The organism is Pseudomonas sp. V88_4 (assembly GCF_029967985.1).
Taxonomy (GTDB): domain Bacteria; phylum Pseudomonadota; class Gammaproteobacteria; order Pseudomonadales; family Pseudomonadaceae; genus Aquipseudomonas; species Aquipseudomonas glycinae.
Genome location: NZ_JASCAF010000027.1, coordinates 25,821 through 45,523 on the forward strand (window position 1 = coordinate 25,821; position 19,703 = coordinate 45,523).

A 19,703-nucleotide genomic window follows, 5' to 3' on the forward strand; every position below is an offset into this window, starting at 1 on the left:
CAGGGCACGGCAGGCCTTCTGATTATGTTTATCAACTGAATGCGGAGTATCCGAACATGCCAAAGATGAAAACCAAAAGTGGTGCTGCTAAGCGGTTTCTGAAAACTGCTAACGGTATCAAGCACAAGCACGCTTTCAAGAGCCACATCCTGACCAAAATGTCGACCAAGCGTAAGCGTCAACTGCGCGGTAGCAGCTTGCTGCATCCGTCTGACGTGGCAAAAGTCGAGCGCATGCTGCGCCTTCGTTAATTTTTGGATCAAGAATAGAGGAAGTAACTCATGGCTCGTGTAAAGCGTGGCGTCATTGCCCGTAAACGTCACAAAAAAATTCTGAAACTTGCTAAAGGCTACTACGGCGCACGCTCCCGCGTATTCCGTGTTGCCAAGCAAGCGGTAATCAAGGCAGGCCAATACGCCTACCGTGACCGTCGTCAGAAAAAACGTCAGTTCCGCGCTCTGTGGATCGCTCGTATCAACGCTGGTGCTCGTGTTAACGGTCTGTCCTACAGCCGTTTCATCGCTGGCCTGAAAAAAGCGTCCATCGAGATCGACCGTAAGGTTCTGGCTGATCTGGCAGTGAACGAAAAAGCGGCGTTTGCTGCGATTGTCGAGAAAGCTAAAGCCACCTTGGCTTAAGTACCCCCGACAGTCACCCGGCCTCACCTCTGTGGGGCCAGGTGTTAAACGTCATAAATAGGGGAAGAGCCTTCAAGCTCTTCCCCTATTTTGTATCTGGAGTCTGTACATGGAAAACCTGGATGCGCTGGTCTCTCAAGCACTAGAGGCTGTGCAAAGCGCTGAAGATATCAATGCCCTGGAGCAAATCCGGGTTCAATACCTTGGCAAAAAAGGTGAATTGACTCAGGTGATGAAGACCCTGGGGAATTTGCCGGCAGAAGAGCGTCCGCAGGTCGGCGCCCTGATCAACGTTGCCAAGGAACGTGTTACAGGCGTTCTCAATGCGCGCATGGCTCTGTTTGAGGAAGCCGAACTGGCTGCCAAGCTGTCTGCCGAATCCATTGACGTGACCCTGCCGGGCCGTGGTCAGACCTCCGGTGGTCTGCATCCGGTAACCCGGACTCTGGAACGTATCGAACAGTTCTTCACCCATATCGGCTACGGCATTGCCGAAGGCCCTGAGGTCGAAGACGACTATCACAACTTCGAGGCGCTCAACATCCCAGGCCACCACCCGGCCCGGTCGATGCATGACACCTTCTATTTCAACGCCAACATGTTGCTGCGCACCCATACCTCGCCGGTACAGGTCCGCACCATGGAATCGAAAAAGCCGCCGATCCGCATCGTCTGCCCAGGCCGTGTGTACCGCAGCGACTCCGATATCACCCACTCGCCGATGTTCCATCAGGTCGAAGGTCTGCTGGTCGATCGCGATATCAACTTCGCCGACCTAAAAGGCACGATCGAAGAGTTCCTGCGGGTGTTCTTCGAGAAAGAACTGGCCGTGCGTTTCCGTCCTTCGTACTTTCCGTTCACCGAGCCTTCCGCCGAAGTCGACATGGAATGCGTGATGTGCAGCGGTAAAGGCTGCCGCGTCTGCAAGCAGACCGGCTGGCTGGAAGTGATGGGCTGCGGCATGGTTCATCCGAACGTGCTGCGCATGTCCGGAATCGATCCGGAAGAGTTCTCGGGCTTCGCCTTCGGCATGGGCGTTGAGCGTCTGGCCATGCTGCGTTACGGCGTGAACGACTTGCGTCTGTTCTTCGACAACGACTTGCGGTTCCTCGCGCAATTTCGCTAGTCGTAACGAATTCTTAGGAGAGCAGGATGAAATTCAGTGAACAATGGCTGCGTGGCTGGGTCAGCCCGCAGGTAGATCGCGACGCGCTGGTTGCCCGTCTGTCGATGGCCGGTCTTGAGGTCGATAGCGTTACGCCGGCCGCCGGTGTTTTCAGTGGCGTGGTGGTGGGCGAGGTGCTGAGCACCGAGCAGCACCCCGATGCCGACAAATTGCGCGTTTGCCAGGTCAGCAATGGCGCGGAAACTTTCCAGGTTGTGTGTGGTGCGCCAAACGTGCGTCCGGGCCTGAAAATTCCGTTCGCGATGATCGGTGCCGAGCTGCCGGGCGACTTCAAGATCAAGAAGGCCAAGCTGCGCGGCGTCGAGTCCAACGGCATGCTGTGCTCGCAAGCCGAACTTCAGATCGGCGAAGGCAATGACGGTCTGATGGAGCTGCCGGCTGATGCGCCGGTGGGCGAAGATTTTCGTGTTTATCTGGACCTGGAAGACGCCAGCATCGAAGTCGATCTGACTCCGAACCGCGGCGACTGCCTGTCCCTGGCCGGTCTGGCCCGTGAAGTCGGCGCGTTGTACGACGCTCCGGTCACTCGCCCGGTGGTGATGGCCGTTCCTGCAGTGCACGACGAAGTGCGCTCCGTAGAAGTCCTGGCACCTGCTGCCTGCCCGCGTTATCTGGGCCGGGTCATCCGCAACGTAGACCTGTCCAAACCGACGCCTCTGTGGATGGTTGAGCGCCTGCGTCGCGCTGAAGTCCGCAGCATCGACGCCGCCGTCGACATCACCAACTACGTGATGCTCGAGCTGGGCCAGCCTCTGCACGCTTTCGATCTCGCCGAAATCAATGGCGGCATCCGTGTGCGCATGGCAGAAGAGGGCGAGAAGCTTGTGCTGCTCGATGGTCAGGAAGTCAGCCTGCGTAGCGATACCCTGGTGATCGCCGACCACACTCGCGCTCTGGCCATTGCCGGTGTGATGGGTGGCGAGCACAGTGGCGTGTCCGCGACCACTCGCGACGTATTCCTTGAAAGTGCGTTCTTCGACCAGATCGCGGTGGCGGGCAAGGCTCGTTCCTACGGTCTGCACACCGACGCTTCGCACCGCTACGAGCGCGGTGTGGACTGGCAACTGGCCCGTGAAGCCATGGAGCGTGCCACTGGCCTGCTGCTGGAAATCACTGGTGGCGAAGCTGGCCCGATCATCGAAACCGTCAGCGAGCAGCACTTGCCGTCGATCGCGCCGATCACCCTGCGTGCGCAGCGCATCACTCAGATGCTGGGCATGGAAATGGATTCGGCCGAAGTCGAGCGCCTGCTCAATGCTTTGGGTTTGAAGGTTTCCGCCGACGGAGCAGGGCAGTGGCGCGTAGAAGTGCCGAGCCATCGCTTCGATATCAGCCTGGAAGTCGATCTGATCGAAGAGCTGGCGCGTCTGTACGGTTACAACCGCCTGCCGGTTCGTTACCCGCAAGCTCGTCTGGCGCCACAGGCCAAGGCTGAAGCGCGCAGCGATCTGCCGGAACTGCGTCGTCTGCTGGTCGCTCGCGGGTATCAGGAAGCGATCACTTACAGCTTCATCGATCCGAAGCAGTTCGAGCTGTTCAACCCGGGTGTTGATCCGTTGCTGTTGGCGAATCCGATCTCAAACGACATGGCTGCGATGCGTTCGTCGCTGTGGCCGGGTCTGGTCAAGGCGCTGCAGCACAACCTCAACCGTCAGCAGGATCGCGTCCGTCTGTTTGAGAGCGGTCTGCGCTTTGTCGGTCAGCTGGAAGGTCTGAAACAAGAACCGATGATCGCCGGTGTGGTATGCGGCAGCCGTCTGCCGGAAGGCTGGGCGCAAGGTCGCGATACCGTCGACTTCTTTGACGTCAAGGCTGACGTTGAGGCGGTGCTGGGCTTTGCCGGTGCGCTGGATCAGTTCACTTTTGCACCGGGCAAGCATCCTGCACTGCATCCAGGCCAGACCGCGCGCATCGAGCGGGACGGGCGTGAAGTCGGCTTTATCGGCGCGATTCACCCTGAGCTGTCGAAATCCCTGGGTCTCGACCGTCCGGTGTTTGTCTTCGAGCTGGTTCTGGCTGAAGTCGCGCTGGGGAAAATGCCGAAATTCCACGAGTTGTCGCGCTTTCCTGAAGTGCGTCGTGACCTGGCCCTGATTGCGCACAAAGACGTTGCAGCCTCGGCTGTACTGGACGTAATCCGTGAAAATGCAGGCGAATGGCTGACAGACCTCAGGCTATTTGACGTGTATCAGGGTAAAGGCATTGATCCTGATAGAAAAAGCCTCGCAGTCGGCTTGACCTGGCAGCATCCATCGCGCACTCTTAATGACGATGAGGTGAATTCGACGACGCAAGATATCCTCACCTCGCTCGAACAAAGGTTGAACGCCACGTTAAGGAAGTGACGTATGGGGGCTTTGACGAAAGCTGAGATGGCGGAACGTCTGTATGAAGAGCTGGGCCTGAACAAGCGGGAAGCCAAGGAGTTGGTGGAACTGTTTTTCGAGGAAATCAGGCACGCTCTTGAAGACAACGAGCAGGTCAAATTGTCGGGTTTCGGCAATTTCGACCTTCGGGACAAACGCCAGCGGCCTGGCCGCAACCCGAAAACGGGGGAAGAAATCCCGATCACGGCTCGCCGTGTGGTCACCTTTCGTCCAGGGCAGAAGTTGAAGGCCCGAGTTGAGGCTTATGCTGGAACCAAGTCATAACGACGAACTACCCGTCATCCCGGGCAAACGCTACTTCACCATTGGTGAAGTCAGCGAGCTGTGTGCGGTAAAACCACACGTGCTGCGCTACTGGGAGCAGGAGTTTCCTCAGCTCAACCCCGTCAAACGCCGCGGAAACCGCCGGTATTATCAGCGCCAGGACGTGCTGATGATCCGGCAGATCCGCGCGCTCCTTTACGATCAGGGGTTCACCATCGGCGGTGCGCGTTTGCGACTGTCCGGCGATGAGGCCAAAGACGACACCACCCAGTACAAGCAAATGATCCGCCAGATGATCGCCGAGCTCGAAGATGTTCTGGTGGTTCTCAAGAAATAATTTCCTGCTTTTAAATACTTCCAGTTTTCAAAAGCTTGCGATATATTCTTGAGCGTTCTTCGAGACGAAGAGCGAGTTTCACGCCTAGTCGGGGCGTAGCGCAGTCCGGTAGCGCACTAGCATGGGGTGCTAGGGGTCGAGTGTTCGAATCACTCCGTCCCGACCATAATTCCTGAGTAAAATCAGACACTTAAGCCGATCAGCTGGATCGGCTTTTTTGTGCCTGCGCAAAACCCGCGCGAAACTTGCGCAAAACTACCCGGTGATTTCGCTGATATTCAGGTCTGGAATTGCCTCTGACCAGACGATTTCGGCGTGGTCCTTCTGGTAGTTTTTAGTCATAGTTTTGCTGGCGTTGCCGGCGATCTTCTGCCCGTCTTTCCCGGCCTTCTGGTACAGGTGCAGCGACAGCGCTCGCAATTCGTGGAAGCCCGGCATTTCCTCTTCTTTCCATCCCTTGTAACAACCCGCCGCTTCCCGGGCCTCCTTGAAGGCTCGCGTCAAATATCGTTCTTCGACCTGCGTCCAGTGATCCTTCGTCTGTGCCTGCTTCTGCTTTTTGCGAACGGGCCGGCGGTGAATCAGGTACGGCGAGACGATGTCATCCCGGCACCGGCTGATTACCGCTTGGAGTTTTTCGGTCACACTGAACCGGATCCACGCTGCATCGCTGGCCTTGGCCGTCTTCTGCTGCACCACATACAGAAACCCTTCCCGAATCCCGTCGAATCGCATGTTGAGAATGTCGGTGCGCCGTTGCGCGGTGATCAACGCCAAATCGATCGCGTTCTGCAGCCAGAACGGCGACTTCTCCCGAATGGCTTTCAGGCCTTCGACGGTGTGCCGCTTGCGCTGCTTCTTCTCAATGCGGTTGATGATGCTGGCCGCCGGGTTGTCCGGACACAGGCCTCTGGCCGCTGCGTGGTTGAAGATGTCGATCAGCAGGGCCCGACATTGGTTGGCAGTGCGGCGTAAGCGCGTCCAGCATGTCCACGATCATGCGGATCGTGATCTGGTCGACGGCTTTGCCTTCGAACTGCTTTCGGAATCGGCGGAAGTGGACGGCATAAAGCCCGAGCGTGCCCTTGGCCAACTCGCGCGGCGGGAGCACGTCACGCTCGTATGTGTCCAGGAAGCCGCCGAACAATTCGGGTGTGCTGCCCATTACGGCGCCGATCAGGTCAGCGCCGCGCATGAACTCCAGGTTCAACTGCTTCGCAGCATCGATCGCTTTGATTCGATCGGAGCCGAACTGAAACCACTTACCGTCGGTTGGCCGGCGGTAGCGATAGGTCGAGCGCCGCGAATCGAAGTACAGGTTCTGCGGGAGGCTCTTGTTCGCCTTGTTGCGCGGCCGTGGGACTATCATGCAGCTCCTTTCAATACCATCGCGACCAGGTCGTTCCCTGCCGACTTGCTGAACGCCGTCCAGTCAACGTACCAGAGTTTTCCGATCTGCTCGCCGGGCACCTGGCCGTTCCGGATGTAGTTGCGGATCGCTTGCGGGCACGGAGGCGTGCCGTTCTCGCCCCAGCGACGGCGCTGGAACTCACTGATCTTGATCAGCTCTTTTTTCATGGGTTTCTCCACGCCGCCGCCGGCGGCGGCAGAAGGTTTTAATGAAGGGGGCACGCTGTCCTGCCCTGGGGCGGTGGTGCGAGCCTGTTGTTCGGTGCGGAAGGACATGTGCTGAACCTTTCCGCCGCAGTCGGCGATGACCCACCAGAAGCCGCCGAAGCGGTGCGGGCCCTTGATGATCTTCGTGATGGTCATGGCGCACTTCCTTGCCCGGGTGGGCGGTGCCGCGCGGGGGCCGGACGGCAGCTGGTATGAAGTCATCAACATTGCGAGCGACACCGCACTGGCGATTGCGCCGAATTATCAGGGGGCGACCGGTACGGCTGGCGCATACGCTCTTGCGCCGATGCAGGGCTACGTGAAGGGCACCGCCGACGCTCTGCGTCAGGCTTCGCTTGAAGTCGGGGATGCGTTGGATGGGCTCGAAGAAAGCGTGTAGCAGGCGGCTGATTCAGCCTCAGCCGCCCTCGGCTCGAAGAACGCCGCAGCGACGTCAGAGGCCAATGCCAGCGCTTCAGCAGGTGCGGCGCTGAGTTCGAAAAATGCGGCAGCAACCTCCGAAACCAATGCGGGCGCCTCTGCCACTGCCGCGCTGGGGTCCAAGAATGCTGCCGCAGCTTCAGAAACCAATGCGGGCGCCTCGGCCACCGCCGCGATGGCTTCCAAGAATGCCGCGGCGGTTTCCGAAACAAACGCCGCTGCATCGGCCGCGACCGCCGCAACCTTGGGCGTTGGTCGTGGCTATGTCGACGGCTTCCGCATGACATACGTCAGCGCGAACTCGATATCTTTTTCTAGTGGATCCGTTTACATCCCGTCGACTGCGAAAAATCTGCTATCGCCATCAACCATCACTCTTTCCGGGTTGGTACCCACTGCAAGCACGATGTACCACGCTTATTTCTATGACAACGCCAGCACGCCAGTCATCGAACTCGTGACTACAGCGCCGGTTATTTACTCGGGAAAAGCCAGGCACAAGACTGGCGACGCATCTCGGCGATATATTGGCTCTGCGCTTTTCAAAACCACCAACACGCTGATGAAATTCACGCATGTCGACGGACGGGTTTCGTATGGAGAGACGCTGTTCAGTGCACCTTTTTTGCTGGTGTCTGGTGCCGTCAATGCACCTCAGACGGTCAGTTGCCTCCCCATTTTGCCCATCACAGCTACACATTTGAGTTGCATGCTTCAGAATGCCGCTACAGATACGTACGCTCGCCTCGGGAATCCCGACCAACAGGCTCCGGTCTCTTAGGCATCTCACAGCTATTTTGTGCTCGCCGGGAGCGCCTCAAGCTGCGACTTACCCTTAAGCAACACACAGTCATTTCAATGGCGTCACGACGGCGCTGCCAACGCTCTATTTTACGTTTATGCGAACGGATACCTGTTCGAGAGGTGATATATGCCCTATGCAATAAAGCAGACGGTCAGCTTCGCTCGGTCAGCGCAACCATAGTTCTGGAAGACGACGAAACTCTGGTTGAGGAGCTGCCAAATTGGCTCCTGACAAAGCTTGAAGAGATCGGAAATTTAGCCGGAAAGGCTGCATCGGAAGGAGCTTGGCGAAGCGAGGAGCTTTCCGCGACTGCTCGGCAACTTGAGGCTCTCGAGGAGGCGGAGGCTGATGTTCCTCCAGCGGATCTCCTCGGCGGTACTCGTAAAGCGTGGCTCAGATATCGAGGTCAGCTTAGTAGCTGGAAGGAAGGATCTTTGAATTTCCCGGATCGATCCTTCCGCCCCACTCGGCCTGATCCAGATCTCATCAAGCACGTTTGATAATTACAAATTTGACTTTACCACTGGCCTCTATAAAGCGGTGGGTAAGTATGCTGTATGTCAGCCTGGGTCGCAGTAGATATAGAAAAAAACAGCGTCGCCGACATTATTAGCGCCATGCTAACCACTAGCCAGTGTCTCCGTAAGAGACTTTTAATCGCGTCAAAATCACTGCTGTAGGCGAGAGCGCAATAGGCTGAAAGGTGAGCCGCGAGGAAGAAACGGCTTTCAACAGCTCCGGGAATTACGGCAACGACCGGCAGCAAGAGCACGAGGCTCCAAAATAAAGGGCTATGTTGCTGGTCGGTCTCGGGGCGATTCGTGGTTCTATTGATCACAATTACCAACAATCCTGCGAAGAGAACCAAAAAACTTAATAGGGCGAAAGCGTCCCTGTTTTTTAATGATGTTTTGGTATATACCTCGCCATCGCGAAGATCGAGTCCGTTGATAATATGTCTACCGTAGATTCCTAAGAAATCGAGAGGGTTGCTTATTACCAGTCTTAAATAGGTTTCTAAGTCGAATGCACTGGCTCCAATATTATTCTTGGTGAATAGCTTTTCTCCTGCCCTGTCTAAGTAGAAAACCTCTGGGCCTGGCGAGTTTTTATCAATCGAGGTTTCGTAGCGCTGTAACGTAATACCCCATAGTAACTGGTTCGCGAATAATGAGCGATTGTAGAGTGATGTAGTAATCAGTAGCGGCGAGAGCGAGTTTTCATTCTTATAATTAATTGCTACTTGAGGTATGCTGGCAACTGCCGCGCCAATGAGGAAGGCAATTGTGGCGAAGACTCTAATGCGAACGCCGCTTTTAACGAAAATGATGAATGGCAGACCAATTGCCAACAGTCCGGCCGGGAAAAGGTATATAGATCTACTGTTATAAGCGCCATAGGCAAGTATTCCCGAAAGCACCAATAGGGCGTAACGTTTGAATGCGCCAGATGTGCAGGCGGAAGATAGCACGCAAATGGACGCGCATACCATCAGAGCCAAAGCAGGCAGATCGCTCAGTGGATAAACAATTACGCCGGGAAATAGCACCGCCACAAGCAGAGGTGTGATCAGTCGTCGCCCGAATGATACCTGGCCGCCAAATAGCTGCAAATAAAATTTAGGAATTAGAATGGCGAAGAAGTATCCATATACGACGGATGTAATAATTCTATAAGGGAAATAACCTAAAGCGTCAAATGTGTCTGATGCATATCTGGCTGGAAATAGCAGCGCTGGAAAGAAGTATCCTCTTATGGTCTTTGGAAAGTTTAGCAAGTTGTCAATACTGCTAAGTTTCCAGTAATTGCCAGAGTCCCAGGGGAAGACAGCAACACCCATAATTTTGTGCAGCGTAAGAAATATTAGTGTTGTCGCTATAAAGGCCGCTATCTGTTGATGTCGAAGAAGCAACGCTTTTCTACCGCGCTGTATCGAAAAATCATGTGTCATTTGGTTCATGTGTCACCATTTTTATTCCGCGCTTCAGACGTAACTCTTCGCCGGGATTTGATTTTCGTGCTTGTCGAGTGTTGGAAAAATTGCGCGATTCTACATCAATTGCGATGAAGTAGCGTGGATGCTATCGCTCCACGCATTCGTCCTTACATGACAAAACCGTTGCGGCAATCTCTGCCAGGAGAAACGTTATGAGCGTCACTGAAACAGACCGAGACATCCTCGCCCGTACGCTTTGGGGTGAGGCGCGCGGCGAAGGAACTGCCGGCCAGATCGCCGTGGCGTGGACGGTTCGCAACCGCGTGTTCGATGGAAAAGAAAGGTCGTGTTGGGGTGAAGGCTACGCCGGCGTTTGCCAAAAGCCCTATCAGTTCAGTTGCTGGAACAAGTCCGACGCGAACTATCAGTTCTTGATCGGCGTGAAGCAGATCCCGCTTCCGCGAATTGGCGCAGGCGCATATCGCTGCTGACAAGGTGATCGACGGCGCGGTGCCAGATCCTACCGGCGGCGCCACGCACTATTACGCGACCAGCATCAAGGCACCGGCCTGGGCAGCGAAGGAAAAGCAGACTCTTCGTCTGGGCGGCCACGTCTTCTTCAAGGACGTTCCATGATGGCGGTGCCGTGGAAGGTTATAGGCGCGCTGGCGCTCGTCCTCGCCGGCTTTGGCAGCGCTTGGCAGTTTCAGGACTGGCGCTATGGCCAGCAACTTGCCGAGCAGGCCAGGCTGAGCGCCGAAACTCTCAATCAACTGGCCGTGGTCGGCGCCACCGCTCAGCAGGCCGAGCAGGATAAGCGGCTGGCGCTCGAGCAGCGGCTGGCGGCCAGTGACAAAACCCAATCCGAGAAAATGACCAATGCTCAAAAAGCCCAGGCTCTTCTGCGCGATCGCCTTGCCACTTCTGATCTGCGGCTGTCAGTCCTCCTCGACGCGCGTTCAGCCAGTGGCTGTTCGGTGCCTGCCACCCCCGGCGCCGGCGGCGTGGATCATGCAGCCATACGCGCCCGACTTGACCCAGCGCATGCTCAACGAATTGCCGCCATCACCGACGAGGGCGATCGGGGATTGATTGCTTTGCAGGCTTGCCAAGCTTACGTGAAGGCGCTGGCACCCGCGCGCTAGATACTTGTCTTCGTCTGAGGCGTCAGCCCCTCAAGCATGCCGCGAAGGGTTTTCGCTTCTTTTTTGTGCGCATTCGCCGACGTGCGCAGGCTGGACATCTCCCGGCGGAGCAATGCTGTCTCTGCCGCTTTTTCTCGAAGCGTCGCCATGTAGCCGTCCGGCGAGGGTTGAGTTGATAGGCAAAGCGCTCGCGTCTGCCATCGTTGGCGGATTCGCGACCATCCTGGATGAAGGCGTCCGAGGCCCTGCTCAACGAGGCCAATAAGTCGGCTCGTTGTGTCACCACCGCCGCGATTAGGTCGCGGAGTAGGGTGGTCTTCCCGGTACCTGGCGGGCCGTTGACGCCCATTATGCCGGTATTGTTGCTGAGGTTTTGGAGCAGACTGTTGACTGCCAATTGTTGGGAGTGCACCAACCCCAGATGCCTTTCGGCAGGCCAGCAGCCGGTCGCATAACGCGAGGGGGGGGCGAGGCGATCAATCAGAGCCATATCTGCTTCGGGCTTGTCGAGGTGCAGGCGCTGGGTGGTGTCGTGATGACTCAGGTAGCGGGCCAACGGCTCGCTGGTTTCACCACGGGTCAGGGCATCAGCCGTGTCGGCCAAATCGCTTAGCAGGAAGCTGTTGAGTGGATCGTCTTCTTGTTCGGGTTTGTTCGGGTCGATCGGTGCTGAGCGGAAGCGATGTTTGCGCGGCTCGTCTGCGAAAAACTCGTCGAGTCCCAAAGTCTGACGAATATGGTTTGTCAGGTGCGGCAGGTCTGCGGCGTTGACCACGCCACTGAGCAGGCTTTTAGCCTCTTCGCGGAGGGAGTCCTGGGTCTCTTCGAAGCCGCGTGTCCAGTCTTTCTTGTTGATGGCACAGCCGACGAACCATGCCTCGCTGGATAGCACCAAGCTATCGACCAGCATTATGCCTTGATCGTTGAACTTGAGCGCATACAAGGCGGCGAGCCTTTGTTGTGGCTTCTTTTAACCTTGGTCGGCGCCGTAAAGAGTCTCTAGCTGACGAGAAACATTCAGGTTGTTGTAGAGGTGTGCGTAGAGCGTGTGACTCCATAAACGTTTGTTCGGCAGGCGCTGCTGGCTCAGAGGATTGGCTGGCATCCACGGCAGGATTTGGGCCGAGGTGGGTATGTCTTGGAAAAACGGCTGGTAGTCGCTGTCGCGCTTCTTCAGCTTTGGGACTGCCTGAGGTTGCAGCAGTTCGACGGCATGCCAGTAACGCACGATATTTTGCGAATTCATTTACTACGTCCTTGAAAAGCGCGGGGGCTTGGATTCCTGACAGGGAAGGATATCAGGCATGTTGCATCGCTTCCTGGCGCCGGGCGCGGTTGTCTTGACTCGGTTTGGCATCGTTCAAGTGCAGGCCGGCCGCATTAGTTTAATATTGATCCTCCCAATGCGGTCATCGCTTGGCTTGGCCAGCAAAAGCATGACTTTCTCCACAGGCCTTTATCGGAAGCGCCGATACCTGCTTGCTTGGTTTTTACTGGCGAAAAAGGCGGGAGAAGCGTCATACGAAAAAGCCGATCGAAGAGATCGGCTTTTTTACGCCTGCGAAAACCGCTGAGTCGGCTAAATCGTTCAGGGCTTCTTTTCTTCCATCCTATCCTTTGAGCCGCTGGATGTTTGCGCATCCTTCTCGGTTTCATGGGACTCTGCACCGGAGTTCGACCCCGACGCTTCTTCACCCTTTTTGTCGGCCTTGTCTTCCTTGGATTCGGTGCCTCCCTGGTTGACTCCGGGAATACCCGTAGGCGGAACGGTGCTTCCCGCGATCGCCAGCGGTGCGGTGGCAGATAAAAGACTTCCAAGCATGAGGGCTGCAATGGTTCTGTTCATCGTCGGGCTTCCGCGTCAGGTGGATAGACGTTGGAAGTTCTGACGCGGGGTAAAGTGCCGGTCAACTGACGGGCGGGAACTCGTATTTATTCGTTCACGGACGCCCGCTATAGATATGGTTAAGCAAGAACAGCTCGATGATCGCCACAAAGACGCACGTCACGACAAATCCGCGGGTGAAGACTCTGCGAGGCTTTTGGCCGGACGTCTGGAAACTGTCCAGAGCCGATAGCAGGTTTGAAAAAAACTCCAGTAAGTCCATCGGTGTCTGTCCTGCCGTCGGTGCCTGTATTGCGGTGTAGCGCAGTCTATATCAACGGTGCAGAGGATTGCGGCCGCGCTTCACTGCTCTCGCAACTGGCTCCAGTCAATACCGAACCGTCCGAGGTACTTCCTCAATCGGTCCGCATCGTTGGGCTGCGCCTTGGCCTGTCGTGACACGCCGAACAGTCGCCTGCCGGCATCCGACAAGCTGTCTGCCTGTTTGCAAACCTCCAGTACCGCCTTCAATTGCAATCGATCGAACAGATCCAGCGTGTCGGCATCGCCCGGCAGGTCAGTCGTCGCACTGGCCGGTTGCGCCAGCCCCCACGCATACCGCAGCCGGTCAATTTCCTCTTCCACTTGCGCTTCATCGATTCGTCCGCTGTCGGCCAGCGTCGCCATGCGCGTGATCGAGGCCGAGAGTTCGCGGAAGTTGCCCAGCCACGCAGCTTCCCGTGAGCTGGCGAAACTCAGGTAGCGCCGTCGGGCTTCAAGATTGAAACGCACCAGTTGGCCGTATTCGCGTGCGTGACGTTCAAGCTCGAAATCGATATTGGGTTCGATGTCTTCGCGGCGTCCGGCCAAGCCTGGCAGGTCGAACGTCCAGAGGTTGATCCGTGCGTAGAGATCTTCCCGGAACAGACCTTCGGCGACGCGACTGCGCAGGTCGCGGTGGGTGCCGGCGATGATCAGAAAGTCGCTGTCGACTTCCTTGTCCGAGCCCAGCGGGAAGAAGCGCTTCTCTTCGATGGCCTTGAGCAGCATGGCTTGTTCATCTGCCCCCAGTTCGCCGATCTCGTCGAGGAACAACATGCCGCCATCAGCCGCCCGCAGCAGGCCGTCGCGGGCGCCTTGTGCGCCGGTAAAGGCGCCTTTGACGTGGCCGAACAGCGCGGACATTGCTCCGTCGCCACGCAAGGTGGCGCAGTTGACTTCAACGAAGCGTCCCTGCATTTGATGGCGACTGCGTTTGAGCTCATAGATGCGTCGGGCAAGAAAGGATTTGCCGGCGCCGGTCGGGCCGATCAGCAGCATCGGCGCTTTGGAGCGCACGGCCACGCGTTCGATCTGCTCGATGGAGCGGTTGAACGCGGTGTTGCGAGTGGCGATGCCGGACTTGAGAAACTCCAGGCCTTCCAGGCGTTTGTGGGTGAAGCGTGAGGCAATCCGGTCGTAGCGCGACAGGTCCAGGTCGATCAGGGCGTGGGTGCCGGTGGCTGGCTCTTCATCGCTCTTGCGGCGGGCGGGGGAGGTCTGGATCAGGCGCGCCGGCAGGTAGCGCGCCTCGGTCAGCAAGAACCAGCAGATCTGCGCGACGTGCGTCCCCGTAGTGATGTGCACCAGATAGTCCTCACGCTCGGTATCGAAGGTGTATTCGGAGGTGAAGTCGTGAAGTGCGCCGTAGACCTCTTCGAAATCCCAGGGGTTGCGCAACGCCATCGGGTGCAGGCGTACCTCTGTATCCGGCGACACCTGACGGATGTCCTCGCGAATGCGTTCGGCCAGGCTCGCGTCCCGGGCGTCCGTGCCGTGTATCAGTTCCAGTCGATGGATCAAGACATCCGGCTGCTGGCACAGGCCCACGCTAGGCCGCCAATGGTTCCAGCGGTTGGCGCCTTTGCCTACTCGATCGAGGGTGGCACCGATGAAACCGATGGCGACAGTGCGCTTGCTGGACATTGATTATCCTGAAAGATAAATGACGATAACCAATGATAGTGTTCGAGGGCGTTATTTGTCGTGGCGAAAATTAAGAGATGCGCGGATGCAAGATAAAACCTTTTAAAATCAAATAGATAAAATTAATTCATGAGCGTTTTTAAAAGCTGGCACAGCGGCTGCAATACCTGTCACAACGAACAGGACAACACAGCGAGACGCCACGATGGCCAACTTCAACCTCTTCAACACGCAATCGAAAAACCTGCCGGCGTGCGACACCTTGAATGCTTCCGGGGCTGCGGCTTATGCCTACACGCCCAAGCATCAGCTGGCCCAGCTGGCAGTCACCGGTTGCCTGAATTCGACCTTTTACGCATCCGCTCAAGGTCAGTTGGATCAGGTGTTGAAGCTGGTGGCAGAGCTGGACAGCCGCTTCGTGGCGAATGCCGCGCTTTACGCTCGTCAGAAGGGCCATATGAAAGACATGCCGGCCTTGTTGCTGGCGGCGCTGGCGGCTCAGCGCTCGGCGCTGGTGCCGGAGGTGTTCGGGCAGGTCGTGGACAGTGGCAAGATGCTGCGCAATTTCGTGCAGATCCTGCGCAGTGGCGCCACCGGTCGCCGCTCCCTCGGCTCCCAACCCAAGCGTCTGGTGCAGAACTGGCTGAACAGCGCGACCGAACGACAGCTGTTGCAGGCATCGATCGGCAATCTGCCTTCGCTGGCAGATGTGGTGAAGATGGTTCACCCAAAACCGTCCGAGGCCTGGCGCGAAGCGTTTTTTGCCTGGCTGATCGGCAAACCGGTGGATGCCCAGGCATTGCCCGCACTGACTCGCGATTTGCTGGCTTTTCGCAGCGGTGCGAGTGATCAAGTGCCTGAAGTGCCTTTTCAATTGCTCGGTAACGAAACATTGAGCAAGGAGCAATGGGCCGCTCAGGCACGAAATATGGGATGGCAGGGCCTGCGCATCAACCTCAATACGCTGGCGCGCCACGGTGCTTTTGAAGTACCGGGTTGCACCGAATACGTGGCCGCGCGGTTGGCGGATCCTGAAGCCGTGGCCAAGGCGCGGGTGTATCCGTACCAGTTGCTGGCGGCGTACCGGATGGTCGGCGATGACGTGCCGGCGCTGATACGCGAGGCTTTGCAGGATGCGCTGGAGCTGTCATTGACCAATGTGCCGAAGCTGCAAGGTGCGGTGGTGGTTTGCCCGGATGTTTCCGGCTCGATGGGGAGCCCGCTGACCGGTTACCGTCAGGGCGCGACCACGGCGGTGCGCTGCATCGATGTGGCGGCGCTGATTACGGCGGCGGTGTTGCGTAAACAGCCAACGGCGCGGGTGATGCCGTTCGAATGGAAGGTGGTGGATATCACCCTCAACCCGCGCGACAGTGTGATCAGCAACGCCGAAAAGCTTGCGGGCATTTTCGGCGGCGGAACCTGCTGCTCTGCGCCGTTGAAAAAGCTGGCGGACAGCAAGGCCAGGGTCGATACGCTGATCATGGTGTCGGACAACGAATCCTGGATCGATGCGCGACGCCAGGGCGCCAGCGAGACGATGCTGCAATGGGAACGGATAAAGCGGATCAACCCCCAGGCACGTCTGGTCTGCATTGACCTGCAACCGGGTTGGGCGACACCGGCGGCGGATCGTGACGACATCCTGAATGTCGGCGGTTTCAGTGACGCGGTGTTTGATGTGATCGAGCAGTTCACTGCTGGCCGGTATGGGCCGCAGCACTGGGTCGAAGCGATTGAACGCATGGGGTGAGGCGATGAGCCGCCCAACGAATTGATTTGTCGCGGGCACTGAATGCCGGTGGGACTACATCCAAGACGTTTCACCAAACCCTTGTCAGTGCGCGTGACGGCACGAATGCCGATGGCTGTACATCTGAGGCCGGTTAACCCCGGTGCGCGGCAACGCGCAACAGTCATCAACCTTTGTCGTGCCACCTTTTTAGAAGCTGCCGGCGAATGCCGGTGGCACTACCTGAAGAATCGAGATGATGAAAGAACACACTTACCAACTGCTGGAAGTCGCCAACGGCAAACCGATCAAACTCTGGACCGAAGGCGTCCCGGTGGAAAGCGAAGCGCGTGAGCAGTTGATGAACACCGCGAAGATGCCCTTCATCTTCAAGCATCTGGCAGTGATGCCGGACGTCCATCTGGGCAAGGGCTCGACCATCGGCAGCGTGATTCCCACGGTCGGCGCAATCATCCCGGCTGCGGTCGGGGTGGACATCGGTTGCGGCATGATTGCCGCGCGAACCTCGCTGACGGCGGCCGATCTGCCGGACAACCTGTATGGTCTGCGCAGTGCCATCGAACAAGCGGTGCCCCATGGCCGCAGTTCGACCCGCTCGGGCCGCGACAAAGGCGCCTGGGACGAGATTCCGCAGCAGGCGGATCAGGCCTGGGCGGCGCTGAATCCACGGTTCAAGGCGATCACGGACAAGTACCCGAAACTGGCCAACACCAACAACCGCGGGCATCTCGGAACACTGGGCAGCGGTAATCATTTCATCGAAGTGTGCCTGGATGAGGCCAATCGGGTCTGGTTCATGCTGCACAGCGGCTCGCGCGGTGTCGGCAACGCCATCGGCAACCTGTTCATCCAGATGGCCCAGGCGGATATGCGACAGCACATCGCCAATCTGCCGGATCGTGACCTGGCGTACTTCGAAGAAGGCAGTCGGCATTTCGACGATTACGTCGAAGCCGTGGGCTGGGCCCAGGATTTCGCCAAACAGAACCGTGCGCTGATGATGCAAGCGGTGATTCAGGCCACGCGGCAGATTATCCGCAAACCGTTTGAAGTGGCGCTGGAGGCAGTGAACTGCCACCACAACTACGTGCAGAAAGAGCGGCATTTCGGTGAGGACATTCTGGTCACCCGCAAAGGCGCGGTGTCAGCGAAGAAGGGCGAGTTGGGGATCATTCCCGGTTCGATGGGCGCCAAGAGTTTCATCGTGCGCGGTCTGGGCAACGAAGAATCGTTTTGCTCCTGCAGCCACGGTGCCGGTCGGACCATGAGCCGAACCAAGGCCAAAAACACCTTCACCGTCGAAGACCAGATCCGCGCCACCGCACACGTTGAATGCCGCAAGGACGCTGCGGTGATCGATGAAATTCCGATGGCCTACAAGGACATCGACAAAGTCATGCACGCCCAGCGTGAGCTGGTTGAAGTGCTGCACACCCTGCGTCAGGTAGTGTGCGTCAAGGGATAACGCGTGCCGCAAGGCACGCCGGAACAAGGATTAAAGGACATGAAATTCGAAGAACGTCACCCGCTGTGCAACACCATGCGTGCCCGGGTACTGGAAGAACTGACGCGCATAGAGCGCGAACGCAATGTCACGGTGCTGTATGCCTGTGAGTCGGGCAGCCGTGCCTGGGGTTTTGCCTCGCCGGACAGTGATTACGATGTGCGCTTCGTTTATGTGGAGAAACCGGAGTGGTTCGTCCAGGTCGATGCACCAAGTGATGTGATCGAGCGCCCGCTGGATGACGAGCTGGATGTCAGTGGTTGGGAGCTGCGCAAGACCCTCGGGTTGTTGCGCAAATCCAATCCGACCTTGCTCGAATGGCTCGACTCACCGCTGGTTTATCGCAGCGAGACTGCAGCGGTTTCGCAACTGCGGGCACTGGCCGAGGCGTTCTACAGCCCGCCAGCCGCGCGCAATCATTATCTGTCGATGGCGAAGAAGAACTTCCGTGGTTATCTGCAAGGCGAAAGCGTGCGGTTCAAAAAGTACTTTTACGTACTGCGGCCGCTGCTGGCGGTGCGCTGGATCGATCAGGGGCGAGGCCGGCCGCCGATGACGTTCAGCGATCTGCTGAGTACCGTCGATGACCGAGCCTTGCTCGATGAAGTTGATGAACTGCTCGCGCTCAAGCGCAATGCCGATGAGAGCGCCTACGGTCCTCGTCGTCCGGCGCTGCAAGCGTTCATCGAGGCGGAACTTGAGCGTGCGGTGCCGGCATTGCCCAGAACCCGGGAGGATTCTCGGCAGCTCGATCGATACCTGCGGGAAACCGTTGGTTTGTACGCCTAAGGAAAAAAATGAAACAGGACGTGATTGAACTGGACGGCGCGATCGGCGGTGGCCAGGTGTTGCGCAGTGCATTGAGTCTGTCGATGGTGACGGGTCAGGCGTTTTGCATTGAGCGGATTCGGGCCCGGCGCAGTCGTCCGGGCCTGCTGCGCCAGCACCTGACCGCCGTGATGGCGGCGGCGCAGGTCTGCGGTGCGAAGGTCCAGGGGGCTGAACTGGGCTCGCAGACATTGAGCTTCGAGCCAGGGCCGATCCGTGGCGGCGATTATCGCTTTGCCATTGGCACCGCCGGCAGTTGCACCCTGGTGTTGCAGACCTTGATGCCCGCCTTGTTGCTGGCGCCGCAAGCCAGCCGCGTGCGGATCAGCGGCGGCACGCATAATCCGCTGGCGCCACCGACCGATTTTCTCAGCCTCAGCTGGTTACCGCTGCTGCGACGCATGGGCGCGGAGGTTGAACTGACGTTGCTGCGCCACGGGTTTGTACCGGCGGGTGGCGGTGAAATCGACGTCAGGGTGCAACCATCGAAACTGTCAGCACTGCACTTGTGTGAGCGCGGCCTGCCGCTCTCGCGACAGGCGTTCGCGCTGACGGCCGGGCTGGCGCCAAGTGTCGGTGGGCGCGAGCTCGACCGGGTGGCGCGTCGATTGAACATGGCTTCAACAGAATTGAACACCGTCATCCTTGATCCGGCCTGTGGCCCGGGCAACGTGTTGCTGCTGGAATATGCGTTTGAACACGTCACGGAGGTTTTCAGCGCTTTCGGTCAGGCTTCACTGCGTTCGGAGAAGGTGGCGGACGCCGCGATCAATCAGGCGACCGATTGGTTGCACAGCGGTGCGGCGGTGGCAGAGCATCTGGCAGACCAGTTGCTGTTGCCGATGGTGCTGGCCGGAGGTGGATCCTTTAGCACGCCCAGGATGACCGAGCATTTGCACAGCAATATCTCGGTCATCCAGCGTTTTGTCCCGATCGTCATCCAGTGCCGGGAAGAAGGCACAGACCGATTGAAGGTTGAAGTCCGCGCCCGGGAGCAATAGGCGGCAAACTGCTGGCCCCCGAGTGTTTCAAGTCCCGGCAAACTCGCCTTTTTTCAAAAGGTTAGGTGGGC

20 protein-coding genes, 1 tRNA gene and 2 pseudogenes are annotated in these 19,703 nt (G+C 57.8%); 16 read left to right on the forward strand and 7 right to left on the reverse strand.

The genetic code is table 11. The annotated features are described in order from the left end of the window. Window positions 1-56 precede the first annotated feature (56 nt). The 7 genes from rpmI (at window position 57) to QLG12_RS07380 (ending at window position 4,978) form a co-directional block, all read left to right on the forward strand. Window positions 57-251 (forward strand): 50S ribosomal protein L35, encoded by a 195-nt coding sequence (gene rpmI / locus QLG12_RS07350; protein WP_002553160.1) that lies wholly within the window; start codon window positions 57-59, stop codon window positions 249-251. Between the two features lie 30 nt (window positions 252-281). Continuing rightward, window positions 282-638 carry a 50S ribosomal protein L20 gene (rplT, locus tag QLG12_RS07355; protein WP_002553161.1) on the forward strand — a complete coding sequence of 119 codons (357 nt, stop codon included), beginning with the start codon at window positions 282-284 and terminating at the stop codon, window positions 636-638. 109 nt (window positions 639-747) lie between these two features. Further along, window positions 748-1,764 carry a phenylalanine--tRNA ligase subunit alpha gene (gene pheS / locus QLG12_RS07360; protein WP_011333387.1) on the forward strand — a complete coding sequence of 339 codons (1,017 nt, stop codon included), beginning with the start codon at window positions 748-750 and terminating at the stop codon, window positions 1,762-1,764. Between the two features lie 26 nt (window positions 1,765-1,790). Beyond that, on the forward strand, window positions 1,791-4,169 hold the full coding sequence (pheT, locus tag QLG12_RS07365) for a phenylalanine--tRNA ligase subunit beta (RefSeq protein WP_197869416.1): 2,379 nt from the start codon (window positions 1,791-1,793) through the stop codon (window positions 4,167-4,169). A 3-nt stretch (window positions 4,170-4,172) separates the two neighbouring features. After that, a complete protein-coding gene (ihfA, locus tag QLG12_RS07370) occupies window positions 4,173-4,475 on the forward strand; it encodes an integration host factor subunit alpha (RefSeq protein ID WP_002553164.1) in 303 nt (100 codons plus the stop codon). After that, the gene (locus QLG12_RS07375; RefSeq protein ID WP_003179985.1) at window positions 4,456-4,812 is read left to right on the forward strand and encodes a MerR family transcriptional regulator; all 357 of its coding nucleotides are present in this window, start codon (window positions 4,456-4,458) and stop codon (window positions 4,810-4,812) included. Before ihfA ends, QLG12_RS07375 begins: the two co-directional genes overlap by 20 nt. Before the next feature lie 89 nt (window positions 4,813-4,901). Further along, window positions 4,902-4,978, forward strand: a tRNA-Pro gene (locus tag QLG12_RS07380). Between the two features lie 89 nt (window positions 4,979-5,067). Here QLG12_RS07380 and QLG12_RS07385 read toward each other — a convergent pair. Both QLG12_RS07385 and QLG12_RS07390 read right to left on the reverse strand, forming a co-directional pair. After that, window positions 5,068-6,178 (reverse strand): annotated as a pseudogene (locus QLG12_RS07385) (phage integrase Arm DNA-binding domain-containing protein). Further along, entirely contained in the window at window positions 6,178-6,390 is a 213-nt protein-coding gene (locus QLG12_RS07390; protein ID WP_197869543.1) for a hypothetical protein, read from the reverse strand. The pseudogene QLG12_RS07385 and the gene QLG12_RS07390 overlap by 1 nt, the downstream one beginning before the upstream one ends. A gap of 175 nt (window positions 6,391-6,565) precedes the next feature. On the opposite strand from QLG12_RS07390, the gene QLG12_RS07395 reads away from it, so the two are divergent. Both QLG12_RS07395 and QLG12_RS07400 read left to right on the forward strand, forming a co-directional pair. Further along, window positions 6,566-6,829 carry a hypothetical protein gene (locus QLG12_RS07395; RefSeq protein WP_232253810.1) on the forward strand — a complete coding sequence of 88 codons (264 nt, stop codon included), beginning with the start codon at window positions 6,566-6,568 and terminating at the stop codon, window positions 6,827-6,829. Window positions 6,830-7,045: 216 nt separating this feature from the next. After that, window positions 7,046-7,651: a hypothetical protein gene (locus tag QLG12_RS07400; protein WP_282474231.1), complete on the forward strand. Its 606-nt coding sequence runs from the start codon at window positions 7,046-7,048 to the stop codon at window positions 7,649-7,651. A 541-nt stretch (window positions 7,652-8,192) separates the two neighbouring features. On the opposite strand, the gene QLG12_RS07405 is transcribed toward QLG12_RS07400, so the two are convergent. After that, window positions 8,193-9,635, reverse strand: coding sequence for a hypothetical protein (locus QLG12_RS07405; protein WP_282474232.1), 1,443 nt, complete (start codon window positions 9,633-9,635; stop codon window positions 8,193-8,195). A gap of 188 nt (window positions 9,636-9,823) precedes the next feature. Between QLG12_RS07405 and QLG12_RS07410 the strand changes: the two are divergent. Next, window positions 9,824-10,247: pseudogene (locus QLG12_RS07410) on the forward strand (cell wall hydrolase). After that, entirely contained in the window at window positions 10,247-10,756 is a 510-nt protein-coding gene (locus tag QLG12_RS07415; RefSeq protein WP_282474278.1) for a lysis system i-spanin subunit Rz, read from the forward strand. Before QLG12_RS07410 ends, QLG12_RS07415 begins: the two are co-directional and overlap by 1 nt. 22 nt (window positions 10,757-10,778) lie before the next feature. On the opposite strand, the gene QLG12_RS07420 is transcribed toward QLG12_RS07415, so the two are convergent. Continuing rightward, window positions 10,779-11,699 carry a hypothetical protein gene (locus QLG12_RS07420; protein ID WP_282474233.1) on the reverse strand — a complete coding sequence of 307 codons (921 nt, stop codon included), beginning with the start codon at window positions 11,697-11,699 and terminating at the stop codon, window positions 10,779-10,781. 27 nt (window positions 11,700-11,726) lie between these two features. Continuing rightward, on the reverse strand, window positions 11,727-12,002 hold the full coding sequence (locus QLG12_RS07425; RefSeq protein WP_236195318.1) for a hypothetical protein: 276 nt from the start codon (window positions 12,000-12,002) through the stop codon (window positions 11,727-11,729). Between the two features lie 58 nt (window positions 12,003-12,060). Here QLG12_RS07425 and QLG12_RS07430 point away from each other — a divergent pair, with 58 nt between their 5' ends. Continuing rightward, a complete protein-coding gene (locus QLG12_RS07430; protein ID WP_064378873.1) occupies window positions 12,061-12,330 on the forward strand; it encodes a hypothetical protein in 270 nt (89 codons plus the stop codon). 14 nt (window positions 12,331-12,344) lie between these two features. Here the strand turns inward: QLG12_RS07430 and QLG12_RS07435 are convergent, their stop codons facing one another. Continuing rightward, window positions 12,345-12,602, reverse strand: a complete 258-nt coding sequence (locus tag QLG12_RS07435; RefSeq protein WP_197870840.1) for a hypothetical protein — start codon at window positions 12,600-12,602, stop codon at window positions 12,345-12,347. A 342-nt stretch (window positions 12,603-12,944) separates the two neighbouring features. Continuing rightward, complete coding sequence (rtcR, locus tag QLG12_RS07440) at window positions 12,945-14,546, reverse strand: RNA repair transcriptional activator RtcR (RefSeq protein ID WP_282474234.1); 1,602 nt, start codon at window positions 14,544-14,546, stop codon at window positions 12,945-12,947. Window positions 14,547-14,751: 205 nt separating this feature from the next. Here rtcR and QLG12_RS07445 point away from each other — a divergent pair, with 205 nt between their 5' ends. From QLG12_RS07445 to rtcA, 4 genes are all read left to right on the forward strand, one after another. After that, entirely contained in the window at window positions 14,752-16,299 is a 1,548-nt protein-coding gene (locus tag QLG12_RS07445) for an RNA-binding protein (RefSeq protein ID WP_282474235.1), read from the forward strand. A gap of 238 nt (window positions 16,300-16,537) precedes the next feature. Further along, window positions 16,538-17,764: an RtcB family protein gene (locus QLG12_RS07450; protein ID WP_282474236.1), complete on the forward strand. Its 1,227-nt coding sequence runs from the start codon at window positions 16,538-16,540 to the stop codon at window positions 17,762-17,764. 39 nt (window positions 17,765-17,803) lie between these two features. Beyond that, the gene (locus tag QLG12_RS07455; protein WP_282474237.1) at window positions 17,804-18,592 is read left to right on the forward strand and encodes a nucleotidyltransferase domain-containing protein; all 789 of its coding nucleotides are present in this window, start codon (window positions 17,804-17,806) and stop codon (window positions 18,590-18,592) included. Window positions 18,593-18,600: 8 nt separating this feature from the next. Continuing rightward, window positions 18,601-19,632: an RNA 3'-terminal phosphate cyclase gene (gene rtcA / locus QLG12_RS07460; RefSeq protein WP_282474238.1), complete on the forward strand. Its 1,032-nt coding sequence runs from the start codon at window positions 18,601-18,603 to the stop codon at window positions 19,630-19,632. Window positions 19,633-19,703: the final 71 nt, after the last annotated feature.